The sequence below is a fragment of the Labrys sedimenti genome, from assembly GCF_034424805.1.
Taxonomy (GTDB): domain Bacteria; phylum Pseudomonadota; class Alphaproteobacteria; order Rhizobiales; family Labraceae; genus Labrys; species Labrys sedimenti.
Genome location: NZ_JAXOUF010000020.1, coordinates 1 through 26,883, shown reverse-complemented (window position 1 = coordinate 26,883; position 26,883 = coordinate 1). Strand labels below are relative to the sequence as shown.

Annotated in this window: 25 protein-coding genes and 1 pseudogene; 15 read left to right on the top strand and 11 right to left on the bottom strand. The window is 65.2% G+C overall.

Translation table 11 applies throughout. The annotated features are described in order from the left end of the window. The first annotated feature begins 171 nt into the window (after positions 1-171). From U1R88_RS29875 to U1R88_RS29865, 3 genes are all read left to right on the top strand, one after another. Positions 172-1,167, top strand: a complete 996-nt coding sequence (locus tag U1R88_RS29875; RefSeq protein ID WP_425545498.1) for an AraC family transcriptional regulator — start codon at positions 172-174, stop codon at positions 1,165-1,167. 382 nt (positions 1,168-1,549) lie between these two features. Then, positions 1,550-3,001, top strand: a complete 1,452-nt coding sequence (locus U1R88_RS29870; protein WP_322434557.1) for a biotin carboxylase — start codon at positions 1,550-1,552, stop codon at positions 2,999-3,001. A gap of 46 nt (positions 3,002-3,047) precedes the next feature. Continuing rightward, complete coding sequence (locus U1R88_RS29865) at positions 3,048-4,025, top strand: C45 family peptidase (protein ID WP_322434556.1); 978 nt, start codon at positions 3,048-3,050, stop codon at positions 4,023-4,025. Positions 4,026-4,066: 41 nt separating this feature from the next. Here U1R88_RS29865 and U1R88_RS29860 read toward each other — a convergent pair whose 3' ends face one another. Then, complete coding sequence (locus U1R88_RS29860) at positions 4,067-4,861, bottom strand: restriction endonuclease (RefSeq protein WP_322434555.1); 795 nt, start codon at positions 4,859-4,861, stop codon at positions 4,067-4,069. 95 nt (positions 4,862-4,956) lie between these two features. On the opposite strand from U1R88_RS29860, the gene U1R88_RS29855 reads away from it, so the two are divergent. Continuing rightward, on the top strand, positions 4,957-5,178 hold the full coding sequence (locus U1R88_RS29855; protein WP_322434554.1) for a SlyX family protein: 222 nt from the start codon (positions 4,957-4,959) through the stop codon (positions 5,176-5,178). 28 nt (positions 5,179-5,206) lie between these two features. After that, complete coding sequence (locus tag U1R88_RS29850; RefSeq protein ID WP_322434553.1) at positions 5,207-5,518, top strand: hypothetical protein; 312 nt, start codon at positions 5,207-5,209, stop codon at positions 5,516-5,518. 93 nt (positions 5,519-5,611) lie between these two features. On the opposite strand, the gene U1R88_RS29845 is transcribed toward U1R88_RS29850, so the two are convergent. Continuing rightward, on the bottom strand, positions 5,612-5,926 hold the full coding sequence (locus tag U1R88_RS29845) for a hypothetical protein (protein ID WP_322434552.1): 315 nt from the start codon (positions 5,924-5,926) through the stop codon (positions 5,612-5,614). Positions 5,927-6,068: 142 nt separating this feature from the next. After that, positions 6,069-9,374 (bottom strand): GH36-type glycosyl hydrolase domain-containing protein, encoded by a 3,306-nt coding sequence (locus U1R88_RS29840; protein WP_322434551.1) that lies wholly within the window; start codon positions 9,372-9,374, stop codon positions 6,069-6,071. Between the two features lie 343 nt (positions 9,375-9,717). On the opposite strand from U1R88_RS29840, the gene U1R88_RS29835 reads away from it, so the two are divergent. Further along, the gene (locus U1R88_RS29835) at positions 9,718-10,605 is read left to right on the top strand and encodes a bifunctional 5,10-methylenetetrahydrofolate dehydrogenase/5,10-methenyltetrahydrofolate cyclohydrolase (protein ID WP_322434550.1); all 888 of its coding nucleotides are present in this window, start codon (positions 9,718-9,720) and stop codon (positions 10,603-10,605) included. Between the two features lie 226 nt (positions 10,606-10,831). Here the strand turns inward: U1R88_RS29835 and scpA are convergent, their stop codons facing one another. The 3 genes from scpA to U1R88_RS29820 all read right to left on the bottom strand — a co-directional run bounded on the left by scpA (position 10,832) and on the right by U1R88_RS29820 (position 16,864). Then, positions 10,832-13,018, bottom strand: coding sequence for a methylmalonyl-CoA mutase (gene scpA, locus U1R88_RS29830; protein ID WP_322434549.1), 2,187 nt, complete (start codon positions 13,016-13,018; stop codon positions 10,832-10,834). Positions 13,019-13,026: 8 nt separating this feature from the next. Next, positions 13,027-15,030 carry an acetyl/propionyl/methylcrotonyl-CoA carboxylase subunit alpha gene (locus U1R88_RS29825; RefSeq protein WP_322434621.1) on the bottom strand — a complete coding sequence of 668 codons (2,004 nt, stop codon included), beginning with the start codon at positions 15,028-15,030 and terminating at the stop codon, positions 13,027-13,029. 301 nt (positions 15,031-15,331) lie between these two features. Further along, the gene (locus U1R88_RS29820) at positions 15,332-16,864 is read right to left on the bottom strand and encodes an acyl-CoA carboxylase subunit beta (protein ID WP_322434548.1); all 1,533 of its coding nucleotides are present in this window, start codon (positions 16,862-16,864) and stop codon (positions 15,332-15,334) included. 124 nt (positions 16,865-16,988) lie between these two features. On the opposite strand from U1R88_RS29820, the gene U1R88_RS29815 reads away from it, so the two are divergent. The 7 genes from U1R88_RS29815 (at position 16,989) to U1R88_RS29785 (ending at position 21,317) form a co-directional block, all read left to right on the top strand. Next, positions 16,989-18,392, top strand: coding sequence for a helix-turn-helix domain-containing protein (locus U1R88_RS29815; protein ID WP_322434547.1), 1,404 nt, complete (start codon positions 16,989-16,991; stop codon positions 18,390-18,392). Between the two features lie 10 nt (positions 18,393-18,402). Beyond that, the gene (locus U1R88_RS29810; RefSeq protein ID WP_322434546.1) at positions 18,403-18,951 is read left to right on the top strand and encodes a cytochrome b; all 549 of its coding nucleotides are present in this window, start codon (positions 18,403-18,405) and stop codon (positions 18,949-18,951) included. A gap of 89 nt (positions 18,952-19,040) precedes the next feature. Further along, positions 19,041-19,331 (top strand): YciI family protein, encoded by a 291-nt coding sequence (locus U1R88_RS29805; RefSeq protein ID WP_105860858.1) that lies wholly within the window; start codon positions 19,041-19,043, stop codon positions 19,329-19,331. 22 nt (positions 19,332-19,353) lie between these two features. Next, positions 19,354-19,773: an EVE domain-containing protein gene (locus U1R88_RS29800; RefSeq protein WP_322434545.1), complete on the top strand. Its 420-nt coding sequence runs from the start codon at positions 19,354-19,356 to the stop codon at positions 19,771-19,773. A gap of 23 nt (positions 19,774-19,796) precedes the next feature. Further along, a complete protein-coding gene (locus U1R88_RS29795; protein ID WP_322434544.1) occupies positions 19,797-20,207 on the top strand; it encodes a DUF4259 domain-containing protein in 411 nt (136 codons plus the stop codon). Between the two features lie 42 nt (positions 20,208-20,249). Further along, on the top strand, positions 20,250-20,849 hold the full coding sequence (locus U1R88_RS29790; protein ID WP_322434543.1) for an HAD family hydrolase: 600 nt from the start codon (positions 20,250-20,252) through the stop codon (positions 20,847-20,849). A gap of 27 nt (positions 20,850-20,876) precedes the next feature. Next, a complete protein-coding gene (locus U1R88_RS29785) occupies positions 20,877-21,317 on the top strand; it encodes an acetyltransferase (RefSeq protein ID WP_322434542.1) in 441 nt (146 codons plus the stop codon). Here the strand turns inward: U1R88_RS29785 and U1R88_RS29780 are convergent. Next, positions 21,314-22,225, bottom strand: a complete 912-nt coding sequence (locus tag U1R88_RS29780) for a LysR family transcriptional regulator (RefSeq protein WP_322434541.1) — start codon at positions 22,223-22,225, stop codon at positions 21,314-21,316. The two genes, U1R88_RS29785 and U1R88_RS29780, sit on opposite strands and share 4 nt — an antisense overlap. Before the next feature lie 101 nt (positions 22,226-22,326). Between U1R88_RS29780 and U1R88_RS29775 the strand changes: the two genes are divergently transcribed. Together U1R88_RS29775 and U1R88_RS29770 are read left to right on the top strand one after the other, a co-directional pair. Beyond that, positions 22,327-23,394, top strand: a complete 1,068-nt coding sequence (locus U1R88_RS29775) for an aldo/keto reductase (RefSeq protein WP_322434540.1) — start codon at positions 22,327-22,329, stop codon at positions 23,392-23,394. A 76-nt stretch (positions 23,395-23,470) separates the two neighbouring features. Beyond that, a pseudogene (locus U1R88_RS29770) lies at positions 23,471-24,444 on the top strand (IS630 family transposase). A gap of 45 nt (positions 24,445-24,489) precedes the next feature. On the opposite strand, the gene U1R88_RS29765 reads toward U1R88_RS29770, so the two are convergent. The 4 genes from U1R88_RS29765 to U1R88_RS35730 form a co-directional block, all read right to left on the bottom strand. Continuing rightward, the gene (locus U1R88_RS29765) at positions 24,490-25,368 is read right to left on the bottom strand and encodes a sigma-70 family RNA polymerase sigma factor (RefSeq protein ID WP_322434539.1); all 879 of its coding nucleotides are present in this window, start codon (positions 25,366-25,368) and stop codon (positions 24,490-24,492) included. Continuing rightward, positions 25,368-25,820, bottom strand: coding sequence for a carboxymuconolactone decarboxylase family protein (locus U1R88_RS29760; protein WP_322434538.1), 453 nt, complete (start codon positions 25,818-25,820; stop codon positions 25,368-25,370). The genes U1R88_RS29765 and U1R88_RS29760 overlap by 1 nt, the downstream gene beginning before the upstream one ends. 240 nt (positions 25,821-26,060) lie before the next feature. Further along, entirely contained in the window at positions 26,061-26,549 is a 489-nt protein-coding gene (locus tag U1R88_RS29755; RefSeq protein ID WP_322434537.1) for a DUF417 family protein, read from the bottom strand. Between the two features lie 176 nt (positions 26,550-26,725). Continuing rightward, a complete protein-coding gene (locus U1R88_RS35730; protein WP_425545500.1) occupies positions 26,726-26,872 on the bottom strand; it encodes a hypothetical protein in 147 nt (48 codons plus the stop codon). Between the last annotated feature and the right edge of the window lie 11 nt (positions 26,873-26,883).

The following is a 26,883-nucleotide window of genomic DNA, read 5'->3' as shown; positions in this document are numbered from 1 at the left end:
TCCTGTCGAAGTGACCTGTAGCAAAGCGCGTTCAGGCGGAACGCGTTTTGCTACAGCGGGTTGGGTTGGCGCGTTTTTGCAATTCTAGGTGTCCCGCCAAATCGCAAAACGCTATTGCGTTGCAGCAACATAGGGTGGACATCTCGGACGATCCATGTCACTAAATCCGGAATGCTTTACCATTCGTCCGGACTTGAGCGCGTGCGTCGTGATAACCCGCCAGCCGACCTGATGAGCGAACTGCTCCTCGGGATGCGGCTGAATGGCGTGCAATATCGGCGCCTGCATGCAGCCCCCCCTTTCGGCGTGCATTTCGGCACGGTCGAAGGACGGGCCCAGTTCCATTTCGTTGCCTGCGGCACGGTCTATCTGCGCATGGCCGGCGGCGCGGTTCACAGCCTTGGGCCCGGCGATGCCGTGCTGCTGCCGCGGGGCGGAGAACACTGCCTCGTTTCCGCGCCGGACCTGCCGAGCCAGGATGTCGGCGCCTATGAGACGATTCCGCTCTGCAAGAGCGTCAGCGCCGTGTCGGCCTGCGTCGAGGAGACCTGCCCGAGCCAGCATGCCCATGTCTTCAGCGGCTGCATGGAGTTCGATCTCGGCGGCATGCATCCGCTGATCGCCCAGATGCCGGAGGTGATGCTGGTCGGCACGCTCCTGGAGCGCCAGCCGGAAATCGAGCCGATGCTGCGGGCGATGGAACGCGAGGTGCTGACGGAGCGGGTCGGCTCGGCTGGCATCCTGGCGCGGCTGGCCGATGTGGTATCGGCCTCGATCGTGCGTGGCTGGGTGGAATGCGGCTGCGGGGAGACGGCTGGCTGGCTGGATGCGCTGCGTGACCCGCGTCTGAGCCGCGCCATCGGCGCCTTGCATCGCGACCCCGGCCGAGACTGGACGGTGGCGGAACTGGCGCAGGAAATGGGGGCCTCGCGTTCGGTCTTTGCCGAGCGTTTCCTGGCGGTGACCGGCCAGACACCATTGCGCTATGTCACCGAGCTGCGCATGCGCCTGGCGGCCGAATGGATCGGACGTGACCGCATGTCGATCGACACTGCCGCCCAGCGCCTGGGTTATGCTTCTCAGGCCGCCTTCAGCCGTGCCTTCAAGCGCGTGACGGGCAGGCCGCCAGGGGCGCTGCGTACGGAAGGACCTCTCGCGAGGGCGTAAGGGTCGGCAGCCGAGCAGAGAGGCGCGACTCCCTTCTCCCGCAAGAGGAGAAGGCTGGTCGGGTTCCGCCCGCCTTCCCACCCCGGTTGCCGGCTTGCTGGAAGTGTGTCAGAAATTTGGCACAGAGGACGTCGCCCCACAGAAGGGAGCCTCATGCCGGCTGGTGAGCCTGTTGTCGCCTGGTTGAACCGTCGCAAGCACGTTGCGGCCGTTTGGAGCGCGGCAAGGACGCCTGGGACAAACGCTCGTTTCATATCTCGCCGGTTTTCCTTCGCCGATATCGCATGGGACGATGGTGCGCTCTTCGAGCCCCGCGCTTCGCCTCTTCGGCCCTACAGGCCCTCCAATAACGGCAAACCCTGCAGAGAATGGGATCCCCACCATGAGTGGACGTGAGAAGCTGCGCAGCCTCAGCGACATCTATCGTTTCCTGCGTATGAACGAGACGCCGATCTATGTCGTCACGCCGACGCCCTTCAACCTGCTCGGGCTCGACGAGTGGGTGGGCGGCCTGGAATTCATCAATTACTTCGACATTTTCGACGGCAGGCATCCGCGGGTCTTCGTGCCGCCGCGCACCGGGCCGGTCGAGTTCAAGTCGATGGAGGATGTCGCCAACTACCTGGTAGCGCATCCCGCCTTTCGGGCCCGCATCCGCAAAAAGCCGCGCGGCAAGGCCATTTTCGTGATGTTCGACGAGGAGACCGAGGAGCTCTGCGCCGAGGCCGGCGTCGATGTCGCCCTGCCCAAGGCCGCCTTGCGCACGAGGCTCGATTCCAAGATCGAGACGACGCGGCTCGGCAATGAGGCGGGGGTGGCCAGCGCGCCCAATACCATGGGCCTCGCCTCGACCTATCAGGAACTCGAAGCCCTCGCCGCCGCGGCGGGGCTCGGCAGCGACCTCGTGGTGCAAACGCCCTATGGCGACAGCGGGCGCACCACTTTCTTCGTCAAGAGCCAGCCGGACTGGGACAAATACGCTGCCAAGATCATCGGCCAGGACCTGAAGGTGATGAAGCGCATCAATCACCTTCCCGGCACCATCGAGGGCTGCTGCACCCGCCACGGCACGCTGGTCGGCCCTGTGATGACCGACATCACCGGCTTTGCCGAGATCACGCCCTATAAGGGCGGCTGGTGCGGCAATGACGTCTCGCCCACCATCCTGCCGGGCGATGCGCCCGACCGGGTGCGCGAAATGGCGCGCAAGCTCGGCGACCGCCTCTACGAGGAAGGCTATCGCGGCGTGTTCTGCTGCGACTTCCTGCTCGATACCGATACGCACGAGGTCTATCTGGGCGAACTCAATCCGCGGGTCTCCGGCGCCTCGCCGCCGACCAATCTGATCACCACCATCTATGGCGGCTGCCCGCTGTTCCTGTTCCACCTCCTCGAATTTCTCGATGTCGACTACGACCTCGACATCGAAGCGGTGCAGAGCCGCTGGAAGGAATATGACCACTGGACCCAGCTCATCCTCAAGCAGACCGAGGACAAGGTGGAAATGCTGACGCGCGTGCCGCAATCGGGCATCTGGCGCATGAACGATCGCGGCGAGATCGCCTATCAGCGCTCTGCCCTCGACCTGACCAGTGTCGGCGATGAGAACGAGGCCTTCTACATGCGCGTGTACGGCGTGGGAGAATATTGCTACCATGGCGCCGACATGGGCTGCCTGCTGGCGCGAGGCCGGATGCAATCGGACAGTCGTGAACTGCTGGCGCGTGCCAAGAAATGGAACGCCGGCATCAAGGCGCAATTCGAGTCGGTGCCGCTCTCGGCGATGACGGCCATCGTGCCGCCGGTGGACATGGCCTCAGCCAAATGGATCTGAGGGAACGGATCCGACGGAATGCGCTCGAAGGCATGAGTGGAAAGACATGAACGTAGGCTTCCGCAGTTTGCGGGAACAGGAGCCCGGCCCGGCCTGGAACGCGGTGTTCCAGGCCGGTTGGCCCGGCTGGCGGCAGTGGTTTCTGGAACGGGGCGGTGCGCAGGCGCCGAGCCTCGTTGATGCTACACGCGCCGTGCGGCGCTTCATGCCGGAGATGGAGGGGCTGTGGTCCGGACTGATCGCCGCGGTGCCCTCGGATGAGGACCTCGCCCGCTTCCTGAGCTTCTGGACGCCGCCGCGCTACCTGGTCAATTGCAGCCAGGCCGTGCTGGTCGATGAGCACGGCCCCATCCTGGTGCGCAACTACGACCTGGCGCCGGAACTGAACGAGGGCACGCTGCTGCGCTCGCGCTGGCGCAACCGGGACGTCATCGGCATGGTCGACGGCCTTTCCGGCCTTGCCGACGGCATGAACGATGCCGGCCTCGTCGTCTCGCTCACCTTTGGCGGGCGCGCGGTGGCCGGTCGGGGCTTCGGCGCACCCATGATCGTGCGCTATCTCCTGGAGGTCTGTTCCGACACCTATCAGGCCGTGGAGGCGCTGCGCTCGGTTCCCTGCCACATGGCCTACAACGTCACGGTGCTCGACCGCCAGGGCCGCTCCGAAACGGTCTATCTCTCGCCCGACCGGCCGGCGATCGTCTCCGGCAAGGCTTTCACCACCAATCACCAGCTCGGCGTGGAATGGCCGAGACATGGCCGCCTCTCGCGTACGGTACAGCGGGCCGAGGCCCTGGAGCGGATCCTGGCCGACCCCGGCCTCGACGGTGCCGGCCTGGTCGCCGCCTTCCTGACCCCGCCCTTGCTTGCGACCAGCTACGCGCAGGGCTTCGGTACGGTCTACACGGCCTGCTATCGCCCGGCCGCCGGTGCCGTGACCCTGCTCTGGCCCGGGCAGGCGGCAAGGCACTGGACCTTCCAGGACTACGGCCAGATCGAGTTCCAGGTCAGCTATCCGGATTGAGAGAGTTTTTTACCCTCCTCTTCAGGGGAGGGTAAAGATTCCTACCTCCCCGGCTGCAGCATCGTCTCCAGGTCGGGCAGTTCGCTGTGATGGACGAGAAGCACGCCGAGCTTGCGGGCGAGCTGCTCGGCCGAATTGGTGAAATCCCGGTTGGAGACCACCACGGCGTAGTCGGCATCGGCGAAGCCGGCCGCGGCATGGGCCTCCTGCACGGCCTTGTTGCCGACGGGATTGCCGAAATAGAGCTTGCATTGCAGGGCGACGGAGAGGTCGTCCCGTCGCGCCAGGATGTCGATGCCCTGGTCGCCCGACTGGCCCGTCACCTCCGCCTCCCAGCCGGCCTTGCGCAGGAGATCGGCGCAGAGATGCTCGTAGTCCTGCGGCGTGATTTCCTCCATCGCTTCCGGGATGCGCGCATCGGGCTGGGCCGAGGCCCACTTGCCCACCATGCGGGTGGCCAGGGCATCGAAACGGGGGATGTCCTTCTCGTCGAGCGAGAGCTTGGTCGAATCGCGAAAGCGCACCAGCTCGTCGCGCCATTTGTCGAATTCCTCGGCGCCATAGGCATTGACCCGCACCAGCTGGCGATAGCGCTTGGTCAGGGCCTGGTCGTGGCGGCGGATCAGGCGCCGCCATTCGGGGCTGTCGCCGCCGACGGGCAGCAGGCCGAGCCGCGTCGCCAGCCAGACCAGCACGAGGGCGGCGAGGGCAAGGCCGGCGGCGATGCCCGTCAGGCGGTCGAGACGCGCCAGATTCATCGCGACGATGAAAACGATCGCGAATTTGGTCAGGCTGACCCATGCCGACGCGCGAAATATGCCGAATCCCCGAAACATGGGCTGGTTCTAGCGCAAATATCTTGCCAAGAGGTTGGATGAGGCCGGTACTGTCCGGCACGACGAAGCGAGAATTGACGAAAGCGGGAATTGCCATGACCGAGATCGAAACGCTCAGCGCCCGCGTCGACGCGCTGGAGACGCGCGTGGCCTTCCAGGACGAGACCATCGAGGATCTAAACCAGGCTGTTATCGCGCAATGGAAACAGATCGAGGCGTTGAACCGTCTGCTCACCCAGCTCTCGGACCGCGTCGAGATCAGCGAGCAACGCGCCGATCTCGCCGGTTTGCCCGAACCGCCGCCGCCGCATTATTGAACACAACGCATTCATGCCGGAACCCATCGTGACCGAACCTTCGCAACCCAACTCCCCGATATCGCTCGCTCAGGCTGCCCGCCTTCTGGACGTGGAAGCCAAGACTCTGGCCAATGTCGCACGCCAGCACGGCTTCTTCACGGCCATGGGCCGCGAGGTCTTCTTCACCGAGGCGCAGCTCAAACAGGTGAAGGCGCTGCTGTCGGACAGGGCGCGAGCCGAGAAGAGGGCGGCCTTGCGCAAGAAAAAGCCTGTCTCCACCTTTGGCCTGCACGAGAGCACGGAGCTGCGCAAGCAGCGCCGCCGCACCAAGAAACGCCAGGGCAAGAAGGAAGAGTAATCCTGGGATCGCAGGCGTCTCGCCTGCATCTTCCCATCCATCGAGCGCGACGTTTCCAAGAGCATGCGAGACGCCTGCGATCCCAGGGGTTCCTCACCCCTCTCGGCCATATTCCTTGTTTAGATCGAGCCAATGGTATCCGAAGATGTCTGTGGCCGTGAGATCGACAACGATCACGAGAAATACGTTTCTGGCATCGGTTTGGATGAGAATCTGATCGTAGCGATGCAGGGCGTCCCTATAGACATGCGTTACATCACGGACCTGGTGCTGCGGGTCTTTCTCTAGGATCGCATCGACATGGGGCCAGATGTCGATAGGGGCTCCTTTTGCTGCGGTCACCCTGCTCATGGGCTGCGCGAAGCAATCCAGGAATTCTGATTTACTGAGAAGGCGAAGATCGACCATCGTCATCCCTCCAATTTGTCGCTTGAGCCTGGCATTCCGAGGAGCTTTCAGAAGATTACATAGTCTTCCGAACCAGTTCCCGATATCCCGCAACAAGTGGGTGACGCCAATGATCTCTTCTCATATCGGACCAACTGCCTCGTCACACCAGATTCGACCGGCTCCCTGTCAGCCCTGCGATCGTCATGGCATTCTCTTCCCTCACCCCGAAATGCCGGCGCTTGCCGAGCACCTGCTCGACGATGGCGCGGGTGAACAGCCCAGGGCCGCTCGAATAGATGCGCCAGCCACCATCGACGTCGATCGTTCCTGTTCGCACGCGACCCCATTCGGCACTGGCGACGTAGCGATCGGGGAAGGCGGCATCGGAAGAAGAGAAATAGGTGTTGCGCTGGCGCAGCGAGGCATTGGGCAAATGCTGCGTCACGGCGATCGGATTGATCAGGGCAAGGCCTTCCCAGGCCTTCTGCGCCTCGCCGAGCTTTGCCAAAGCCTCGCAATAACGCAGATGGGCATGCACATACATCAGGCCGATCTCTCGCCCGAAGAAGGACGAGGATTCGGCGCGGCGGAACAACTTTTCCGGGCCGCCATTGTAGACGACGGGCCGATCCATCAGATGGGCACCGTCCGGTAGCAACAGATGCTCCTCGATCAGCTTGAGGTGGTGGCGGGCTTGGGTCTGCGTGAACAGGCCGCCGATGATGGGCTGCGTCATCGAGATCAGCGAATAGGACAGGCCCGTCCTGGTGTCGCTGGGATGCAGCAAGAGCTCGACGCCGCCCGATTTGGCGTCAACAGGCGCAATATCGGTCTCACCGGGCGCTGCCTCCGCCTCGCCGAAGATGGCGTGATCGAACAGGCCATAGCCGGCCACCACGCCGTCGCGGATCAGATGCTGGTTGAAATCGCCGCGCATCCGGGCGGCGAGATCGGAAAGTTCGGCACTGCGGGCCGTCTCGCCCCGACGCTTGAGGATGGAAGAATAGCGCACGACCTGTTCGTAGAGCAGCGCCACCGTCCAGCTCGACACCATCCAGTCGCGCAGATGCGGATCGGCGGGCTGGAGCGAATCGTTCCAGTCGCCTTCGCCATAGCGCACCAGATGCGTGCCGGGGATGAAGCTGGCCGTGACGGTTTCGAGGAGCTTGTCGACATGGCTCGAGAGCGTCGACCGTGTTGGGGTCGCCGCGTTCTTGTCGTCGCGCCAGGGCGTCTCGGCGTCGAGCACGGTGAGGTCGCCGGTGGCCTCGACATAGTCGCAGAGGGCCTTCAGGGGCCAGACGATGACGTCGCCATGGCTGTCGCCGGCCCGGATATAGGGATAGGGCTCGAGCATGAACCATTGCGGCCAGTCGCCTCGTGATTGCGACTGCTCGCCGAACAAAGTGAGCAGGATGTGGCGCACCTCGGCATCGTGCTCGAGGGCCAGCATCAGTTCGACCGGGCCCTGGCAGACGTCGCGGGTGCCCCAGGCGGCACCCGTATATTGTTCCAGGCCATGCGGCACGGTCAGATGCATCATCGCGTCATGGGCGAGCCAGGGCAGGAAGAGATCCTGGGCCTCGACATCCGGCCCGCTGCCTCTAAGGCGCAGATCGCGGGTGAGCAGGCTCCAGAACGCGCGCGCCGGGGCGAGCAGGCTCTCGGCATCCGGCCCGGCGGCGAAGCGCGCGGCCAGTCGTTCCGCCTCGGCGGCTGATGTCATCGAGCCGGTGACGGCGAAGGCGAGTTCGTTGGTGGCCTGGGAGCGCAGGGCGACATAGGCGCCGCCGCGCGCCTGGCCGTCGACATAGAGCAGCTCGTCGCCGCCCACGGCCTCGACCGCTGAAGGGGTCGAGGTGACCAGGTGATAGGCCGCTTGCTGGTAGGTCTGCCCCCACAGCCAGTCCGCGCCGGGGGTGAGGCTGATGCGCTTGGCGGCAGCATCGATGGTGACGGTACCGGTCTGCTCATAGTCGCGCTCGCCCATCACCACATGGCCGAACACCAGGAAGCGGCAGGGCGCCCCATCGACGGTGACGCGCCATTGCATGGCGGGCGCGTCGCCGGCGGCGACGGCATGCACGGTGACCGTGCGCCCGGGCAGGCGATAGATCCAGCGGGCATCGCTCAGCCCGATGTCGAAGGCACTCGGCACGCCCAGCAACTTCCAGCCTTCGCCCTGGTCGACGAGGATGCGCAGGCCGCTGCCGCGCGTGATGTTGTAGGGATCGCGCGAGACCGAGAACAGCTTGTGGAAGGAGGTGTTGCCGATGGTGAGCTGCGCCCCGAACACGCCATGCATCCAGGCGGTGGAGCACAGGGTCGCGTCGTCGAGCCGCATGCTGGCGCCGCTGCGCAGGAGGGCGCCGTGGCGGCGTGGCACCTGGGCTTCCTTGGCTGAAAGCACGACATGCCGGTTCTGCTCGCCCTCCGGCACGAAGAAGGAGAGCAAGGTGCCGTCCTGGGTCTCTTCAGCCCGGCGTTCGGGATAGAGCGCGGCGATCTCGCCCGCCTCCAGCGGCAATGCCACCAGGGGAGCGGCATCCTGCACCAGGCTGCGCGCCGGCTCGGCGGGCGAAGGCGTATCCGTGCCGGTTTCCCCCGCACGGGCGGCTGCGGCGACGGCCACGGGCAGGTCGGCCGGGCCGGAAGCGGCCCGATGATCGGGGGATAGCAGGCCGAAGAAGGTGATCTCGGCGCTCGCGCCTTGCCCGACGCTGACGGGATTGGACTGCAGGGCGATGCAGCCGACCTCGTGCTGCCGGCGCTGCGAGGGCAGGTCGGTGCCGAAGGCGGCAGCGAATAGGCCGGTCATGCGGTAATCCGGGCCGAGGACCTGGATCGCGTCGGTGGCGAAGCCTTTCGCCCCGGTGACGCAGCCCTGCGCCAGCCAGGGAAACTTGCCGCCCTGCGACAGGTTCTGCCGGCTCATCAGCACCGGGCCGAAGGTCTCGTGATGCTCGACATGGTGGTCGAGATATTGCGAGACATAGGCCTCGCTGTTCATCAGGAAGCCGCGGCTGCCGAGGCCGACATCCTGGATGAGGACGAGGTCGCAGGGCTGGGTCGGCCCCGAGCCCGACAGTTCGACCTGCCAGAACCAGAGCGCCTCGCTGGGATGGAGTGCGAGCCTTACCCGATAGGTGATGCCGCCGGCCTCGCTTTGCCAGACCGCGCTGGAGCCAGACGCCGCGAACCGGCCCTTGGCACCGGGGCCGACCAGTTCCCGGACGAAGGGATTTGCGCCGCCGGCCCGCAGATAGAGCCGGCCGATGCCGCCATGGACGGGCGATCCCAGCACCTGGTTGAGGGTAATCCGGTCCTTGCCGTCGTCATGGTCGATCGCAAAGACCGTGCCGTTCTCCAGGAAGGAGACGCTGAGGCCGCCCTGGTTGCTGATGGTCCTGAGCTGGAGATCCTTTTCGCGCGGGATCGAAAATTGGCGCGTGCTGCCATCGGCCATGGCCTGTCTCCTCAAGCTGGCCAGCCGATAGGCGATACCCGCGAATCGCAGGGCCATCGGTCGACCTTGTCAGGACGCTACTCGGGAGGCAAAAGCGGGTCCTGTCAACGGTTGCGGGAATGACACCTTGCCGGGTGCACGGGCAGCTTGCCCGTTCTTCGAAACGTCATGCGTGGGGTGGAGAAGAGCGGACGGGACGTCCGCGCACCCGGAATCGCTTGGCCATCTGAGGGAAAAACAAGACAAAACAAGGCGAGATAGGCTTGTTGCACAAGACGTGGCTGCGCTATAATTTATTCTAAAGAAAGAAATTCCACTGTCCGTAAAACAACGAAAGCTCGCCATGACCGAATTGATCGACGGCAACGTCCATGCGGCCAATGTCCGCGCCCGCACCAAGGTTCGCGCGGAGGCCTTTGCCGCCGCCCATGGACGCAAGCCGCGCCTCGACGTGGTGATCGTCGGCAACAATCCGGCGAGCCGGGCCTATGTGAACACCAAGGCCAAGATGGCGCATGAGACGGCGATCGACGGCCGCCTGATCGAGCTGCCCGAGACCGTCTCCAAGGAAGAGCTGCTCGGCGTGATCGCCGGTCTCAATGCGGATGCCGGCGTCGACGGCATCCTGGTGCAGCTGCCGCTGCCCGACCATCTCGACGGCCAGATGATGATCGACGCCATCCATCCGGCCAAGGATGTCGACGGCTTCCACCCGATGAATGTCGGCAAGCTCTTCACGGCGTCCAAGATCGATCCGGAAGCGATGTTGATCCCCTGCACCCCGCTCGGTTCGCTGCTGATGCTGCTCGATACCGTGGGCAAGGAAGGGCTTTCCGGCAAGAAGGCCGTGGTCGTCGGCCGCTCCAACATCGTCGGCAAGCCGATGGGCGCGCTCCTGCTCGCCTATGACTGCACGGTGACGACGGCCCATTCGCGCACCAAGGATCTGCCTGCCGTCTGCCGCGAGGCCGACATTCTCGTCGCTGCCGTCGGCCGGCCTGAAATGGTCAAGGGCGACTGGATCAAGGATGGCGCCGTGGTCATCGATGTCGGCATCAACCGCGTGCCCACCGAGGACGGCAAGGGCCGCATCGTCGGCGACGTCGCCACCAAGGAAGCCATGGGCAAGGCCTCCTACATCACCCCCGTGCCCGGCGGCGTCGGCAAGATGACCGTCGCCTGCCTGCTGCACAACACCATCGTGGCAGCGGAAGCCAGGGTGAAGGGGTAGGCCGGAGAACGGCCAAGAGAAGGCGCGACTCGCCCTCTCCACGAAGTGGGGAGGGTGGCCGAGCGTAGCGAGGTCGGGTGGGGTGTGGCGGGCAGCGCACTGGCCTTGACAAGATTGCTCCACCGTTCCGCCAAATTCCTCAAGAGTATCAGACTGCCCGCCACACCCCATCCGCCCCTCCGGGGCACCTTCCCCACTTCGTGGAGAAGGCTTTAAGTATCCGTTCTTACCCCTGTCGCCGGGCTTCGTTGCTCAGCCGCCCTTCGAGCAGGTCGAGCACGGTGCGCGCCGCGTCGAGGACCGGGGTGCCCGGGCCGAACACAGCCGCAACGCCGGCCTCGCGCAGGAAATCATAGTCCTGGCGCGGAATGACGCCGCCGCAGACCACGGCGATATCGACCCGGCCCCGCGCCTTCAGCCTTTCGATCAGCTGGGGCAGCAGCGTCTTGTGGCCGGCCGCCAGCGAGGAGACGCCGACGACGTCGACTTTCTCGGCGAGGGCAAGGTCGACGGCCTCGTCCGGGGTCTGGAAGAGCGGGCCGGCGACCACCTCGAAACCCATGTCGGTGAAGGCCGATGCCACCACACGGGCACCGCGGTCATGGCCGTCCTGGCCGAGCTTGGCCACCAGGATGCGCGGCTTGGCACCGCGCTGTGCCGTGAAATTGGCGATGCGGTCCGCAAGAATTGACACTTCCGGCCCCTCGCCGAAGGCAGGCCGATAAATATCCGCCACCACCTTGGGGCGGGCGCTGTGGTCCCCGAACACAACCCGAAGCGCGTCGGAGATCTCGCCGACGGTGGCGCGATGGCGGGCCGCCTCCACGGCCGCCTCCAGCAAATTGCCGGTACCCGAGCGGGCCACCTCGGCGAGAGCTGCGAGGGCCTTGGCCACGGCCTGCGGGTCACGCCGGCGCTTGATGTCGTCCAGCCGCCGGATCTGCGCGGCGCGCACGGCGTGGTTGTCGATGTCTAGGCTGTCGATCGCGGGCTCGTCCTCGAGCTGGTAGCGGTTGACGCCGACAACCACCTCGTCGCCGCGGTCGACGGCCGCCTGCCGCTTGGTCGCGGCCTCCTCGATCAGGCGCTTGGGCAGGCCGGCCGCCACGGCCGCCGTCATGCCCCCCATCGCCTCCACTTCCTCGATCAGCGCCCAGGCCTGGGTTGCAAGGTCGTGGGTGAGGCTTTCGAGATAATAGGAGCCGGCCAGGGGATCGACCACCCTGGTCACGCCGGTCTCGTGCTGCAGGATCAGCTGGGTGTTGCGGGCGATGCGGGCCGAGAATTCCGTCGGCAGCGCGATCGCCTCGTCGAAGGAATTGGTGTGCAGCGACTGGGTGCCGCCGAGGGCCGCCGCCATCGCTTCATAGGCCGTGCGCACGATGTTGTTGTAGGGATCGCGCTCGGCCAGCGAGACGCCCGAGGTCTGGCAATGGGTGCGCAGCATCAGCGATTGCGGATCCTTGGGGCCGAATTCGGTCATGATGCGCGACCACAGCAGCCGGGCCGCGCGCAGCTTGGCAACCTCCATGAAGAAGTTCATGCCGATGGCGAAGAAGAAGGAGAGCCGTCCGGCAAAGGCGTCGACGTCGAGCCCCTTGGCCAGCGCCGCGCGCACATAGTCGCGGCCATCCGCCAAAGTGAAGGCGAGCTCCTGCACCAAGGTCGCCCCCGCCTCCTGCATGTGGTAGCCGGAAATCGAGATCGAGTTGAAGCGCGGCATCTCCCGGGCGGTGTAGGCGATGATGTCGGCGACAACACGCATCGAGGCAGCCGGCGGGTAGATATAGGTGTTGCGGGTGATGAATTCCTTGAGAATGTCGTTCTGGATCGTGCCCGACAGTTTCGCGTGCGATACGCCCTGTTCCTCGCCTGCCACGATGAAGAAGGCCAGCACCGGCAGCACCGCCCCGTTCATGGTCATGGAGACCGACATCTCCTCGAGCGGGATGGCGTCGAACAGGATCTTCATGTCCTCGACACTGTCGATGGCCACGCCGGCCTTGCCGACATCGCCCTCCACGCGGGGATGATCGGAATCATAGCCGCGATGGGTGGCAAGGTCGAAGGCGACGGAAAGGCCCTTCTGCCCGCCCGCCAGTGCCTTGCGATAGAAGGCGTTCGAGGCTTCGGCGGTGGAGAAGCCGGCATATTGGCGGATGGTCCAGGGCCGCCCGGCATACATGGTGGCACGCGGGCCGCGCAGGAAAGGCTGCTGGCCCGGCAGGGAGCCGAGATGGGCGACGCCGTCCAGGTCGGCCTCGGTATAGAGGGGCTTGACCGCGATGCCTTCCGGGGTCTGCCAGGTCAGGCTGTCGGCATCAGCCTTGACCTCTTTCCTGGCGAGGGCGCGCCAGTCTTCGAGCGCGGTGTCGGCTGCGGAAGCCGGTGCTGATATGGCGGATCCCGACATGGCTGGCCTCATTCGAATTCGAGGATGAGTTCGTCGACGGCGAGACTGGCGCCCTCGGCCACGGCGATGCGGCTGATCGTGCCGGCCTTCTCGGCACGCAGCACGTTCTCCATCTTCATCGCCTCGATGGTAGCGAGCGCCTGGCCGGCCTCCACCGCTTCGCCTTCGCTGACGGTGATCGCGGCGACCACGCCGGGCATCGGGCAGAGCAGGAGCTTGGAGGTATCGGGCGGAATTTTCTCGCGCATCAGGCGGGCAAGCTCGGCGACGCGGGGACTGCGCACCTGCACCAGGACATCGCGGCCATGCCAGCGCAGGCGTAGCCCACCGGCCGTGACGCCAATCTTCACTGCCATGGCCTCGCCGCCGACGGTAAACCGGCCGAGCGCCTGGCCCGGCATCCAGCGGCTGGTGACGGCGAGCAGCGCGCCGTCTGCGAAGACGACATGGTAGCCGCCATCGACGGCATCGATGGTGAAGGGCAGGGCCCGTCCCGCCAGGGTGGCGACGAAGTCGCGACCGATGGCGCGGCGGTGATTGTCCATGGCGCCGGAGATGGCGCTGTCGCGGCGCTGGCGGATATGGCTAACCACGGCGGCCACGGCCGCCAGGCGCGGCAGGTCGGCCTCCACGGGCACCACGCCGGTGAACCCGCCCTCATATTCCTCGGCGATGAAGGCGGTGGTCAGCCGACCGGCGCGGAAACGCTCGTGATCGGCCAGGGCGGCCAGGAAGGGCAGGTTATGGCCGATGCCCTCCAGCTCGAACTGGTCGAGGGCGCGGGCAAGGGCGTCTATGGCCTCCAGGCGGGTCGGCGCATGGGTGCACAGCTTGGCGATCATCGGGTCGTAATGAATCGAGATCTCGCCGCCTTCCTGCACGCCCGCATCGACCCGCACCAGGCCACCCTCGCCATCCGGGCCTTCGGCCGGCGGGCGATAGCGGGTCAGGCGCCCGATCGAGGGCAGGAAGTTGCGATAGGGATCCTCGGCATAGACGCGCGCTTCCATGGCCCAGCCGGTGAGACGGACCTCGTCCTGGCTGAGCGGCAGGCGCTCGCCGGCGGCGACGCGGATCATCGCCTCCACCAGGTCGATGCCGGTGACCAGTTCGGTCACGGGATGCTCGACCTGCAGGCGGGTGTTCATCTCCAGGAAGTAGAAATTGCGGTCCTTGTCGACGATGAATTCCACCGTGCCGGCGGAGTGGTAGCCGACGGCCCGGGAGAGGGCCACGGCCTGCTCGCCCATGGCGCGCCGTGTCGCCTCGTCGAGGAAGGAGGAGGGCGCCTCCTCGATGACCTTCTGGTTGCGTCGCTGGATCGAGCATTCGCGCTCGCCCAGATAGATCAGATTGCCGTGGCGGTCGCCCAGCACCTGGATCTCGATATGGCGCGGCTCGGTGACGAATTTCTCGACGAAGATGCGGTCGTCGCCGAAGGAGGACTTGGCCTCCGAACGCGAGGCGCGGAAGCCCTCGCGGGCCTCGGCATCGTTCCAGGCGATGCGCATGCCCTTGCCGCCGCCGCCGGCGGAGGCCTTGATCATCACCGGATAGCCGATCTCGCCGGCGATGCGGGCGGCTTCGCCGGCGTCCTCGATCAGGCCCATATGGCCGGGTACCGTCGACACGCCGGCTTCGGCTGCAAGCTTCTTGGAGGTGATCTTGTCGCCCATCGCCTCGATCGCCTTGGGCGGCGGACCGATGAAGGCGACGTCCGCCTCGGCGAGCGCGTTGGCGAAGGCGGCGTTCTCCGACAGGAAGCCATAGCCCGGATGCACCGCGTCGGCACCCGTCTCACGGATCGCGGCGAGGATGGCGTCGATCTTGAGATAGGACTGCGCCGAAGGCGGAGGGCCGATGCGCACGGCCTCGTCGGCCTCGCGCACATGCACGGCGTCGCGGTCGGCATCGGAATAGACCGCAACGGTGGCAATGCCGAGCTTCCGCGCGCTGCGGATGACACGGCAGGCGATTTCGCCGCGATTGGCGATGAGGATCTTCTTGAACAAGGTGGGATTCGTGTTCATGGGCGCCAATCTAGGTTTGCGTGCTGCGCGGCCTTACCCTTCCCTGGAGGGAGGGTGGGTTCGTGTTTCTGACTTTTGCGGAATGGGGCGCGAGAATCCTTCCCCGGTTTCGGGGAAGGTGCCGCGAAGCGGCGGAAGGGGGAGAGTGGCGCCTGCAACTCATCAAATAGCGGGGTTGCGCCACTCGCCCCCATCCGTCGCTGCTGCGCAGCGCCACCTTCCCCGAAACCGGGGAAGGATTCTCGCGGTTCATTTGTCCAGGCCGAGATAGAGGCATCCCCCCTCACAGCGGCATGGTGTCGTGCTTGCGCCAGCGCGTCTCGGCGGCCTTGCGGCGCAGCGCCGCGAAGGCCCTGGCGATGCGCTGGCGCGAGGTGTGCGGCAGGATCACCTCGTCGATGAAGCCGCGCTCGGCTGCGATGAAGGGATTGGCGAAGCGGGCCTCGTAGTCGCGGGTGCGCTCGGCGATCTTGTCGGCATCGCCGAGTTCGGCCCGGTGCAGGATCTCGGCCGCGCCCTTGGCGCCCATCACGGCGATCTCGGCCGTCGGCCAGGCATAATTGACGTCGGCGCCGATATGCTTGGAGGCCATGACGTCATAGGCGCCGCCATAGGCCTTGCGCGTTATCAGCGTCACCATCGGCACGGTGGCCTGGGAATAGGCGAACAGGAGCTTGGCACCGTGCTTGATCACCCCACCATATTCCTGGCCGGTGCCCGGCAGGAAGCCGGGCACGTCGACCAGGGTCAGGATCGGGATGGAGAAGGCGTCGCAGAAGCGCACGAAGCGCGCGCCCTTGCGCGAGGAATCGATGTCGAGGCACCCGGCCAGCACCAGCGGCTGGTTGGCGACCACGCCGACGGTTTGGCCCTCGATGCGGATGAAACCGGTGACGAGGTTGCGGGCGAAAGCCTCGCCGACCTCGAAGAAATCGCCCTCGTCGGCGACGGACAGGATCAGCTCCTTCATGTCGTAGGGCTTGGTGGAACTGTCGGGCACCAGCGTGTCCAGGCGCATCTCCAGCCGCGACGGGTCGTCGTGGAAGGGCCGCACCGGCGGCTTGTCGCGGTTGTTGAGCGGCAGGAAATCGAACAGGCGCCGGATCTCCTCCAGGGCCTCGACGTCATTGTCGAAGGCACCATCAGCCACCGAGGATTTCTGGGTGTGGGTGCGGGCGCCGCCGAGTTCCTCGGCGCTGACCACCTCGTTGGTGACCGTCTTCACCACGTCCGGGCCGGTGACGAACATGTAGGAGGTGTCGCGCACCATGAAGATGAAGTCGGTCATCGCCGGCGAATAGACGGCGCCGCCGGCGCAGGGGCCCATGATCACCGAGATCTGCGGCACCACGCCTGAGGCCTCGACATTGCGCTTGAACACGTCGGCATAGCCGGCCAGCGAGGCGACACCCTCCTGGATGCGGGCGCCGCCCGAATCGTTGAGGCCGATCACCGGCGCGCCGTTGCGCAGTGCCATGTCCATGATCTTGCAGATCTTCTGGGCATGGGTCTCGGACAGCGAGCCGCCGAGCACGGTGAAATCCTGGCTGAACACGTAAGTGAGGCGGCCATTGATGGTGCCCCACCCGGTGACCACGCCATCGCCCGGGACCTTCTGGTTCGCCATGCCGAAATCCACGGCGCGATGGGTGACATACATGTCGAACTCCTCGAAGGAGCCCTCGTCGAGCAGGACTTCCAGGCGTTCCCTGGCTGTCAGCTTGCCCTTGGCGTGTTGCGCCTCGATGCGTCTGAGGCCACCGCCGAGTCTCGCCTCCTCGCGGCGGCTTTCCAACTGTTCGAGGACGGCGCGCATCGGGCTTACTCCGGGAGAATTGAGATCTCGCCCTGTTAGCTTTTCTCGGCCCCTCCTTCCTGCTTGAAAGAGTGCGAATGCATGATTTATGCTAAATCGTATTGCAAATTGCGAAATTGCGAATATGGCAGGCAAACTCTTCATCGGCGCCCGCCTCAGGGCCATCCGCGAGGCCGCGCACGCCACCCAGGCGGCGTTCGCCCAGCGGCTCGGCATCTCCACCTCCTATCTCAACCAGATGGAGAACAACCAGCGCCCGCTTTCGGCGGCGGTGCTGCTGGCACTGGCCGAGCGTTTCGACATCGATATCGCCACCATCGCCCAGAGCGACGGCGACCGCCTGCTCTCGGCCCTGAACGAGGCCCTGGCCGATCCCCTCTTCGATGCCCTGGCGCCGAGCCTGCAGGAATTGAAGCTGGTCACCCAGAATGCCCCGGGCTTCGCCCACGCTTTGATCACCGCGCATCAGGCCTACAGGCGCAATTCCGAGCAATTGGCGAGCCTGGACGGGCGGCTGGCGGGAGGCCTGTCGGAGCCGACGCCCTATGAGGAAGTGCGGGATTTCTTCCACTTCCTCGACAATTACGTGCATGAGCTCGACACCGCCGCCGAAGCCCTGGCCGAGCGCCTGGGGCTGCCCCGCCGCGAGCCCGGCGCTGCCCTGACCGCTTATCTTGAAAGCCGCCATCAGGTCAGGGTGATGCAGGCGCCGGCCGAGGAGGGCATCATCCGCGACTTCGACAAGGAGGCGCGGGTGCTGCGCCTGCACCCCTATTCACCCGCCGCCACCCGGCATTTCCAGCTCGCCTTCCAGATCGCCGCTTTGGAGGCGGAGGCCGAGATCGCTGCCATCCTGGCCGGGGCCGACTGGCGCAGTGCCGAGGCGGTGGAGATCGCCCGCATCGGCCTCACCAATTATTTCGCCGGTGCGTTGACGCTGCCCTACCGAGCCTTCCACGCCGCCGCGCGGGAACTGCGCCATGACCTCGAACTCCTGGCCGCGCGCTTCGGCGCAAGCCTGGAACAGGTGGCCCATCGCCTCTCCACCCTGCAGCGACCGGGCTTCAAGGGCGTGCCGGTGTTCTTCGCCCGCATCGACCGGGCCGGCAACATCACCAAGCGTCACAGCGCGGCCAAGCTGCAATTCGCCCGCTTCGGTTCCGCCTGCCCGCTCTGGAACGTGCACCAGGCCTTCGAGGCGCCGGGCCGCATCATTCGCCAACTCGCCGAGACGCCCGACGGGGAGCGCTATCTCAGCGTCGCCACCGAGATCGCCAAGGGCGGCGGCGGCTTCAATGCAGCCCAGCGCCGCTATGCCATCACGCTGGGCTGCGAGATCGCCTATGCCCGGGACTTCGTCTATGCTGACGGCCTCGATCTCTCCAACCGGGCGGGTTTCGATCCGATCGGCATTTCTTGCCGCATCTGCGAGCGCCCGCATTGCCATCAGCGCGCCGTACCGCCCCTGAAAGCACATCTGGCGGTGAACCACGACCGGCGCGAAATCGTGCCCTATCGCATCGTCTAGGCGGGCTGCGATGGGGTGGAGCTTGAGGGCCCGGCTGTTCCACTGGGTCACGGTGATCGCGATCACCGTTCAATGGATCATCGGCCTCTCTCTGCTCGGCGGCATGGCCATGGCTGGCAATGTCTGGCTGACGGCCCATCTTTCGCTGGGCCTCGTCCTCCTGGCGCTGACCCTGCTGCGCCTCGGCTCCCGGATATTCGACCATGCGCCGCGCCGTGCCCGTTCTCCGCTTGCCGCGGTCGTGGCGACTCTCGGTCATGCCGGTCTCTATGCTCTGCTCCTGCTCGTGCCGCTCACTGGCTGGCTCGGCTATCGTCCCGCGCCGTTCATGCCGCCGCCGCTCGCCTTCGGCCTGCTGCCCATGCCCGTGCTGGCGGGTGTGGAGGGGGTGTCTTCCCGTACGATACTGGGCCTCCACGCCTTGCTGACCTGGGTGCTCGTAGCCCTCGTCGCGCTGCATGGGCTGGCGGCGCTCTTCCACGCCGTCGTGCTGCGCGATGGAGTCCTCGGCGGCATGCTGCGCGGCCGTGGTCATGAGAGCGGCGATCGGCAACCGTAGGCGCCGGCCAATCGGGCTTGGCTTGCCTCTCGACATCGTCTCGCGAAATCGCTACGCGAGGAACAACCGACATCAGGAAAGGCGCCGCCATGCTATTTGTCATCCAATGCGAGGACATTCCCAATGGTCTCGAACTCAGGCAGGCGACGCGCCCGGCTCACCTCGATTATCTGAAGACGCAGGACGCCCATATCCTCGGCGCCGGTCCGTTCCTGGACGCCGAGGAGAAGATGGTGGGCTCGCTGCTGATCGTGGATTTCCCCAGCGAGGCCGAGGCCCGGACCTTCGCCGAAAATGATCCCTACGCTAAGGCCGGCCTGTTCGCCTCCACCAGCATCCGCCGCTGGCGCTGGGGCATCAAGCCCCCGGCCGGCCTCTGATCGCGGCGGGAGGGCAATCGACATGGCCCAATGGCTGATCAAGTCCGAACCCGAAGTGTGGAGCTGGGACCAGCAGGTCGCCGCCGGCGCCAAGGGCACGCCCTGGGATGGCGTGCGCAACCATGCCGCCAAGCTCAATCTGATGGCGATGAAGAAGGGCGACAAGGCCTTCTTCTACCATTCCAACGAGGGCAAGGCCGTGGTCGGCGTCGCCGAGGTGGCGCGCGAGCATTATCCGGACCCGGCCACGCCCGGCCAGCCCTGGGTGCTGGTCGACTTCAAAGCGGTGGCGCCCTTCCCCAAGCCGGTGACTTTGGCCGACGTCAAGGGCGAGCCCAAGCTCGCCAACATGGCGCTGGTGAAGCTGTCGCGCCTGTCCGTGCAGCCAGTGACGGACGAGGAATGGCAGATCGTCTGTGCGATGGGCGGCTACAAGGGCTGAGCATAACCGTCAGGAGGCGGACAATGGGGGCATGGGGCGCTGGAATCTTCGAGAGTGACGGTGCACTTGACTTTCTGACGGAGTTGCAGCGTTTGCCTGATCCGCGAGACAGGATGCGGCAGGCTTGCGAGGCAGCCACTGGAGCCAGCTACCTCGAGGTTGACGAGGGCGGCGCTGTTCTGGTTTCGGCGGCCATCATAAAAGCTGCCATTCTGAAGGAACCGCTTACCCCCCGCCAAACGGCGGAGTGGACTCTCTGGCAGGAGAAGATCGGCCGCTTAGATATGAGCGCCCTGAAGGTGCCGGCGGTGCGTGCCTGTCGTCGCGTCCTTGCAGATGGCAGCGAACTGCGAGAGTTGTGGTTGGAAAACGCCAACATGTTCCAACAATGGAAGGGGAATGTCGATGCGATCATTTTTGCATTGGAAAGATAGCCGCTTTCCGCTCTCCATCTTGGACCCCTCATGAGATAAATCGTGGTCGGCGCCATCAAGGCCGTTGCTTTCGATGCATTCGGCACGTTGGTCGAGATCGTCGACGAGCGCCGGCCCTATGTGCAGATCGCGCGCGCCTCGAGGGCTGGTGTTCTGGCCTCGTCAATCACGCGGCCGCTCGACCTCGCCGCATTCGCCGATTTGTGCGGCGTGGAGCCATGCCTCGAATGGAACGCCGATCTCCAAGCGGAATTGGCCTCCATTCGCGCCTTTGCGGAAAGCCGGGCGGTTCTTGCCGCGTTGCGCCGGGCGGGCTATCGCATCGCCCTTGCTTCCAATCTTGCGCTGCCCTATGCGGCTCCACTGAAGGCTCTGTTCGCGGATCTGGTGGATAATGCCTGCCTTTCCTTCGAGGTCGGCGCCGCAAAGCCCGATCCTGCCTTCTATCAGGCCCTCTGCCTCCAGCTCGGCTGTGCGCCCGCAGAAATCCTGATGGTTGGCGATAGCTGGCGAAGCGATTATGAGGGTGCAAAAGGGGCGGGTCTGCAAGCTTTGCACCTCGACCGCGGCGGCGAGCGAGCCGAGCAGGAGACCATTACTATCGCGGATCTCCGTCAGTTGCTCGCCATCCTGCCGATGTGAGCATCATCTATTTGGATATCAATTTCCATGATCACCATTCGCTCCTCGCATCCTGCGGACGTGCCCCTTCTGCTTGAGATCTGGCGCGGGTCCGTCAGGGTGACGCATGATTTCCTGCTACCCGGCGACTTCGAGACGATCGACAAGCTGGTCGCCAACGACTACCTGCCGGCGGCATCGCTGCATGTTGCCGTTGATGGCGACGACCGGCCGCTCGCCTTCATGGGCATGTCGGAGCGCCATATCGATTCGCTGTTCATCGATCCCGGCAGGCGCGGCCAAGGCATCGGCACCTTGCTGATCCGCCATGCCAAGGAGCAAAGCGAGGGGTCGTTGACCGTCGACGTCAATGAGCAGAACACGCAGGCCGTCGGCTTCTACCGCCATCTCGGCTTCGTCGAGACAGGCCGCTCCGCACTCGACAGCGACGGACGCCCCTACCCGTTGCTGCATATGCGCCTGGATTAGGTTCTCGCGGCCTTGCCCTGCATTGCCGCAACGAAGTCGAGGAAGGCCCTTAGGGGCGGCGCCATCTGGCGGCGGCTGGGATAATAGAGATGGAAGCCTGGAAAGGGCGGCGACCAGTCAGCCAGCAGGTGGACGAGTTGGCCCGAGTCGAGCCCGGGGCGGACCTGGTGCTCGAACAGATAGGCGATGCCGACGCCGGCCAGCGCCGCCTGGCAGGCGACCTCCGGTTCGTTGACGATGAGCGGGCCTTCGACGGCAGCTTCCAGCGGCCGGCCTTCGCGCTCGAATTCCCAGTGATAGAGGCTGAGATCGGTCGGCCAGCGGAAATTGATGCAGCGATGGCGGGCGAGGTCATGCGGCGTCACGGGCGTGCCGTGGCGCGCCAGATACGCCGGGGCGGCGACGGCCATCAGCCTGAGCTCGCTGCCGAGCCGCACGGCGATCATGTCCTTCTCCACCATCTCGCCGAGGCGCACGCCGGCATCGAAGCGGTTGGCCACGATGTCGATCAGCCTGTCCTCGCTGACGAGGTCCAGCGTGATGTCGGGATAGGCGTCGAGGAAAGGGCCGATCAGCGGCCCGATGACATGGATGGCGGCAATGCGGGTGGCATTGATGCGCAAGAGGCCGGCAGGGCTGTCGCGCAGGCTCCTGACTTCAGCGACGGCAGCGTCGAGATCGGACAGCGCCGGGCGCAGCCGGGCAAGGAAGCGCTCCCCCGCCTGGCTCGGCGCCACGCTGCGGGTTGTGCGGTTGAGGAGGCGCACGCCGAGCCTCTCCTCCAGCGCGCGGATGGTCTGGCTCAGGGCCGAAGGCGACAGGCCGAGATGGGCGGCGGCCCGCGCGAAGCTGCCATGTTCGACCACGGCGACGAAAGCCCGCAGTTCCGCATGCTCGCTGCCGCGCATTCTATATGCTTTCCTTCATAAGCCATGCGCATTCTATAGCATTAACGAAGCAGTCTCCAAGGACCATCTTCCCGGCAGCATCGCAACGGAGGATGACCGCCATGACACTCGCTTTGGATGACTACCGCCTTCTCGGCCGCTCGGGCCTCAGAATATCCCCGCTGTCGCTGGGGGCGATGACCTTCGGCACGGATTGGGGCTGGGGCGCCGACGAGGTCGAGGCCCGCCGCATCTTCGATGCCTATGTCGATCGCGGCGGCAATTTCATCGATACCGCCAACCAATATACCAACGGCACGTCCGAGCGCTTCGTCGGCGTTTTTGCCGCCGACCGCCGCGACCGGCTGGTGATCGCCACCAAATACACGCTGCCCTCCCGCCCCGGCGATCCCAATTCCGGCGGCAATCACCGCAGGAGCATGGTCCGTTCGGTCGAGGACAGTCTGAAGCGGCTCGGCACCGACTATATTGACCTGCTCTATCTGCACGCCTGGGACTTCACCACGCCGGTGGAAGAAGTGCTGCGCGGCCTCGACGACCTCGTACGGTCGGGCAAGATCGTCTATGCCGGCATTTCGGATGCGCCGGCCTGGCAGATCGCCCGCATGCAGACCATCGCCGATCTCCGCGGCTGGGCGCCGCTGATCGCCCTGCAGGTCGAATACAATTTGATCGAGCGCACCATCGAGCGCGAACTGGTGCCGATGGCCCGCGAATTGGGGCTCGGCGTCATTCCCTGGTCGCCGCTGGCCAGCGGCGTGCTCGCCGGCAAATATAGCCGGGCCGATCTCGACGACAGCGGCGGCTCGGCCGAAGCCTCGGGCACTCGCCGCAACGTCGCGCTCGGCAATGGGGCGCTCACCGAGCGCGGTCTCGATATCGCCGAGGTGGTCAAGGCCATCGCCGGCGAGACCGGGCATACGCCCTCGCAGGTGGCGCTGGCCTGGACACTGCTGAACCCGGCGGTCGCCTCACCCCTCATCGGCGCCCGCACCCTGGCCCAGCTGGAGGACAATCTCGGCGCGCTCGAGGTGACCTTCTCGGACGAGCAGCGTGCCCGGCTGGAGGCGGCCAGCGCCATCAAGCTCGGCTTCCCGCATGATTTTCTCAACCTGCCGCTGACACGCAATGTGATGTTCGGCGGGCTGAAGATCCCGACGCGGGGCTAGAGCATCGTGCGGGAAGTTTGAGTCGAGGGATTCCGTTTTGGGTGGATTCGTGATTCACCGTGTTAGGAGGTGGATCATGGCCCATTCTGACGACTTACGCGTTCGAGTGACCGATGCGATTAGCCAAGGGCAGTCGCGCCGAGGGGCGGCGCAGCGTTTTGCCGTGAGCGCCAGTTCGGCGATCCGCTGGGCTTCACGAGTGGAACGGAGCGGGGAAGTCAAGGCGTCGAAGATGGGGCGGCCGGCGGGCAAAGGGCCGCTATCGGATCATCTGGACTTCCTCATCGCTGCGGTGGAGGAGAAGCCGGACATAACCATGCCGGAGCTTGCCGAGCGGCTCGTACGGGCGAGCGGGATTGTTGCTCATGCCGCTTCCTTGTCGCGCCTTCTGTGCCGTGCCGGGTTTACGTATAAAAAAACAGCTGATGGCGTCGGAGTGCGCACGCGCTGACGTGGCCGAGAAGCGCCGTGTCTGGATCGAGAAGCGCCAGCCCCGGATGCGCCGCCGGCCAGGCCAACTGGTCTTTATCGACGACCCGAAGGGCAGCGCGGAGCAGCAAGACGAGCCTCAACACCAAAATGACCCGCTTGCGCGGCCGCGCCCGTCGCGGTCGGCGGCTCAAGGCCAGTGCTCCCTTTGGGAAATGGGGAACCCAGACCCTGATCGCGGGCCTGCGTCACCAAGGCCTGAGCGCTCCTTAGGTGATCAAGGGCGCGATGGATCGCGCCGCCTTCAATGTCTATATTGAAACCCAACTGGCGCCGACCTTGTGCCCTGGTGACATCGTCATCCTCGACAATCTCAGTGTCCACAAAAGTGCCAAGGCCGAAGCCCTTATCCGGGCACGCGGCGCCTGGATGTTGTTTCTGCCGCAGTACTCCCCAGACCTGAACCCGATCGAAATGGCCTTCTCCAAGCTCAAGGCACATTTGCGAAAAGCCGCAGCTCGAACCTTCGAGACCCTGTTCAAAGCCCTGCACGACATCTGCAAACTCTTCGAGCCGCTCGAATGTCAAAACTACTTCAAGCAGGCAGGATATGCCTCATAATATCGGCACGACGCTCTAGAGAGCAACAAGCCGATGGAGGCGACCTCAATGCAGGGTCGCTTCCTCGATATGCCTGAGCTTGTCGGGATTGCGGGTGACGTAGATGCCGACGATCCGGCCGTCGCGGATGTCGAGGGCCGTGGTCTGCAGCGTGTCGTCGCGCTCGATGGTGATGAAGCCCGGCAGGCCGTTGATATAGGTGTAGCGCACCAGCTTCGACATGGTCTCGGCGAAGTAGTGGGCGAGGCCGGCCTGCAGCTTCATCACGTCCTCGAGGCCGAAGATCGGCTTCATCGCGGCCGGCTTCTTGCCGCCGCCATCGGAATGCACGGCGACATCGGCGGCCAGCAGGGCCTGCAGGGCCGTCATGTCGCCACTGCGCGAGGCCGCGAAAAAGGCGTGGGCGATCTCCAGCCCCCGCTCCCTAGGCATGTCGAAGCGCGGCCGGGAGGCCCGCACATGGGTGCGTGCCCGGCTGGCAAGCTGCCGGCAGGCGGCGGCATCGCGCCCGATCGTCTCGGCGACCTCGTCGAAGGAAACGCCGAAGACGTCGTGCAGCAGGAAAGCAGCGCGCTCCAGCGGCGAGAGCCGTTCGAGTGCCAGCAAGAGAGGCAAGGTGACGTCCTCGACCTCGTCCTCGCCCTCCTCGATCACCGGCTCGGGCAGCCAGGGGCCGACATAGGTCTCGCGCTGGCGCCGGGCCGACTTGAGCACGTCCAGGCACAGGCGCGTGACCACGCGGGTGAGGAAGGCCAAGGGCTCGCGCACCTCGGTGCGGTCGGTATCGAGCCAGCGCAGGAAGGCGTCCTGCACCGCGTCCTCGGCATCGGCGACCGATCCCAGCATGCGATAGGCGATGCGGATCAGCCGCGGCCGCAAGGGATCGAAGCTCGCGGCCGCATCGGCTTTGCTGGCGCCCGACATCAGGCCGCCGCTTTCGCGCGCACCGGATGCACGGCATTGAAGCCGACATTGACCCGGTTCCAGCCATTGATGGCAACGATCAGCAAGGTGAGCTTCACCTGTTCCTCCTCGGTGAACTGCGCCTTCACCGCTTCGTAGACGTCGTCGGGCGCGCGCTTGTCGGCGACCAAGGTGAGGGCTTCCGTCCAGGCCAGGGCCGCGCGTTCGCGGTCGTTATAGAGCGGCGATTCGCGCCAGGCGTCGAGCAGATAGAGCCGTTCCTCGCTCTCGCCGAGCTTGCGGGCATCGAGGGCGTGCATGTGCAGGCAGAAGCCGCAGCCATTGATTTGCGAGGCGCGCATCTTGACCAGTTCCATCAGGCTGGTTTCCAGCCCGTCGATGCCGGTGGAGAAGTCGAGCCACTGCTTCATGATGGCGGGAGAGGCGGCGAAAGGGTTCAGTCTGGCTTTCATGATCATGTCCTCTTGATCGGTTTGCACGGACATGACGAGCCGGCCTCAGGCGCTGTGACATGGAGGCTAAATTTTTTTGAGACGTGCAGGACGGCTCCATGAAGCCGTTCAGGCATTTCGCACGAGATCTCGCGGATATGGTGTGCCGATCTCCAGATCGGCACACCGTTCGTGCGCTTGGCTCAGCGCAGCTTGGCGGCGATGTGCCCAGCAAGCCGGCAGAGCTGCCCGGAAAATGCTTCAGGCGGTTGGCGAGGCTACAAGAGACCGCGGCAAGGAAGCCAGGAACAGGACCACGCAGACACAAAGCAGGACGATGTCCTTGAATAGAAACTCACCGGTCAGATTCCAGGCCATCGGATCGGTCGACAGGCTCCATTGCACCACCCCGGGTGTGGTGAAGAAGAACGACCAGGTGATCGCGAAGGTGACGATGCCCATCAGCGAACCGACAGCCGACAGGACCGGGACGAAGGCCCCTGCCGCAAGCAGCGCCGCAATGGCGAACTCGGCAACACCGAGGAAGTACGCCTCACCCCACAGGCCCAGCAGCGACAGCCATGAGATGAAGGGGCTGTTGGCAATGAATTGGGCGATGCCCTGGGCCGACTGCAATGTGAATTTCTGCATGCCGAACGACACGAAGATTACGACCATGACCCAGCGAAGAATCGCCAGAAAACGATATGAGCCGCTTCCGTTTTCCGAGATGTGGAAGAATGTTTTCATGCGGGTCGCTTCTTTCCTCTTTGCCATATTGATTTCGAAGGCGCGCTGATGGGCGTTCCTCGCAATCACTACGTTTGGAAAGAACCGGCGTTACGTTGATCCGGCGTTTGGCGGCTCACGATGACGTGTATGGCCAGTGCATGATTCTGGCGGGCTCGTGAAGGGGCGTGCTCTCCTCAGCGCAGCTTGGCGGCGATGTGCCCGGCGAGCTGGTCGAGGGCCGAGCTCATCGCCTCGACCTGGGCAGGCGCGCCGGTATCGGCCGGAGGCACGGCGATATTGGCCTGGGCCGCCGCACTGCGGCCGCCATTGCGGTAATGCAGCCGCCATTGCG

Coding starts and splice junctions, on each gene's coding strand:
- U1R88_RS29875 (WP_425545498.1), top strand. CDS start 172: ATGCTTTACCATTCGTCCGGACTTGAGCGCGTGCGTCGTGATAACCCG.
- U1R88_RS29870 (WP_322434557.1), top strand. CDS start 1,550: ATGAGTGGACGTGAGAAGCTGCGCAGCCTCAGCGACATCTATCGTTTC.
- U1R88_RS29865 (WP_322434556.1), top strand. CDS start 3,048: ATGAACGTAGGCTTCCGCAGTTTGCGGGAACAGGAGCCCGGCCCGGCC.
- U1R88_RS29860 (WP_322434555.1), bottom strand. CDS start 4,861: ATGTTTCGGGGATTCGGCATATTTCGCGCGTCGGCATGGGTCAGCCTG.
- U1R88_RS29855 (WP_322434554.1), top strand. CDS start 4,957: ATGACCGAGATCGAAACGCTCAGCGCCCGCGTCGACGCGCTGGAGACG.
- U1R88_RS29845 (WP_322434552.1), bottom strand. CDS start 5,926: ATGGTCGATCTTCGCCTTCTCAGTAAATCAGAATTCCTGGATTGCTTC.
- U1R88_RS29840 (WP_322434551.1), bottom strand. CDS start 9,374: ATGGCCGATGGCAGCACGCGCCAATTTTCGATCCCGCGCGAAAAGGAT.
- U1R88_RS29835 (WP_322434550.1), top strand. CDS start 9,718: ATGACCGAATTGATCGACGGCAACGTCCATGCGGCCAATGTCCGCGCC.
- scpA (WP_322434549.1), bottom strand. CDS start 13,018: ATGTCGGGATCCGCCATATCAGCACCGGCTTCCGCAGCCGACACCGCG.
- U1R88_RS29820 (WP_322434548.1), bottom strand. CDS start 16,864: ATGCGCGCCGTCCTCGAACAGTTGGAAAGCCGCCGCGAGGAGGCGAGA.
- U1R88_RS29815 (WP_322434547.1), top strand. CDS start 16,989: ATGGCAGGCAAACTCTTCATCGGCGCCCGCCTCAGGGCCATCCGCGAG.
- U1R88_RS29810 (WP_322434546.1), top strand. CDS start 18,403: ATGGGGTGGAGCTTGAGGGCCCGGCTGTTCCACTGGGTCACGGTGATC.
- U1R88_RS29805 (WP_105860858.1), top strand. CDS start 19,041: ATGCTATTTGTCATCCAATGCGAGGACATTCCCAATGGTCTCGAACTC.
- U1R88_RS29800 (WP_322434545.1), top strand. CDS start 19,354: ATGGCCCAATGGCTGATCAAGTCCGAACCCGAAGTGTGGAGCTGGGAC.
- U1R88_RS29795 (WP_322434544.1), top strand. CDS start 19,797: ATGGGGGCATGGGGCGCTGGAATCTTCGAGAGTGACGGTGCACTTGAC.
- U1R88_RS29785 (WP_322434542.1), top strand. CDS start 20,877: ATGATCACCATTCGCTCCTCGCATCCTGCGGACGTGCCCCTTCTGCTT.
- U1R88_RS29780 (WP_322434541.1), bottom strand. CDS start 22,225: ATGCGCGGCAGCGAGCATGCGGAACTGCGGGCTTTCGTCGCCGTGGTC.
- U1R88_RS29775 (WP_322434540.1), top strand. CDS start 22,327: ATGACACTCGCTTTGGATGACTACCGCCTTCTCGGCCGCTCGGGCCTC.
- U1R88_RS29765 (WP_322434539.1), bottom strand. CDS start 25,368: ATGTCGGGCGCCAGCAAAGCCGATGCGGCCGCGAGCTTCGATCCCTTG.
- U1R88_RS29760 (WP_322434538.1), bottom strand. CDS start 25,820: ATGAAAGCCAGACTGAACCCTTTCGCCGCCTCTCCCGCCATCATGAAG.
- U1R88_RS29755 (WP_322434537.1), bottom strand. CDS start 26,549: ATGAAAACATTCTTCCACATCTCGGAAAACGGAAGCGGCTCATATCGT.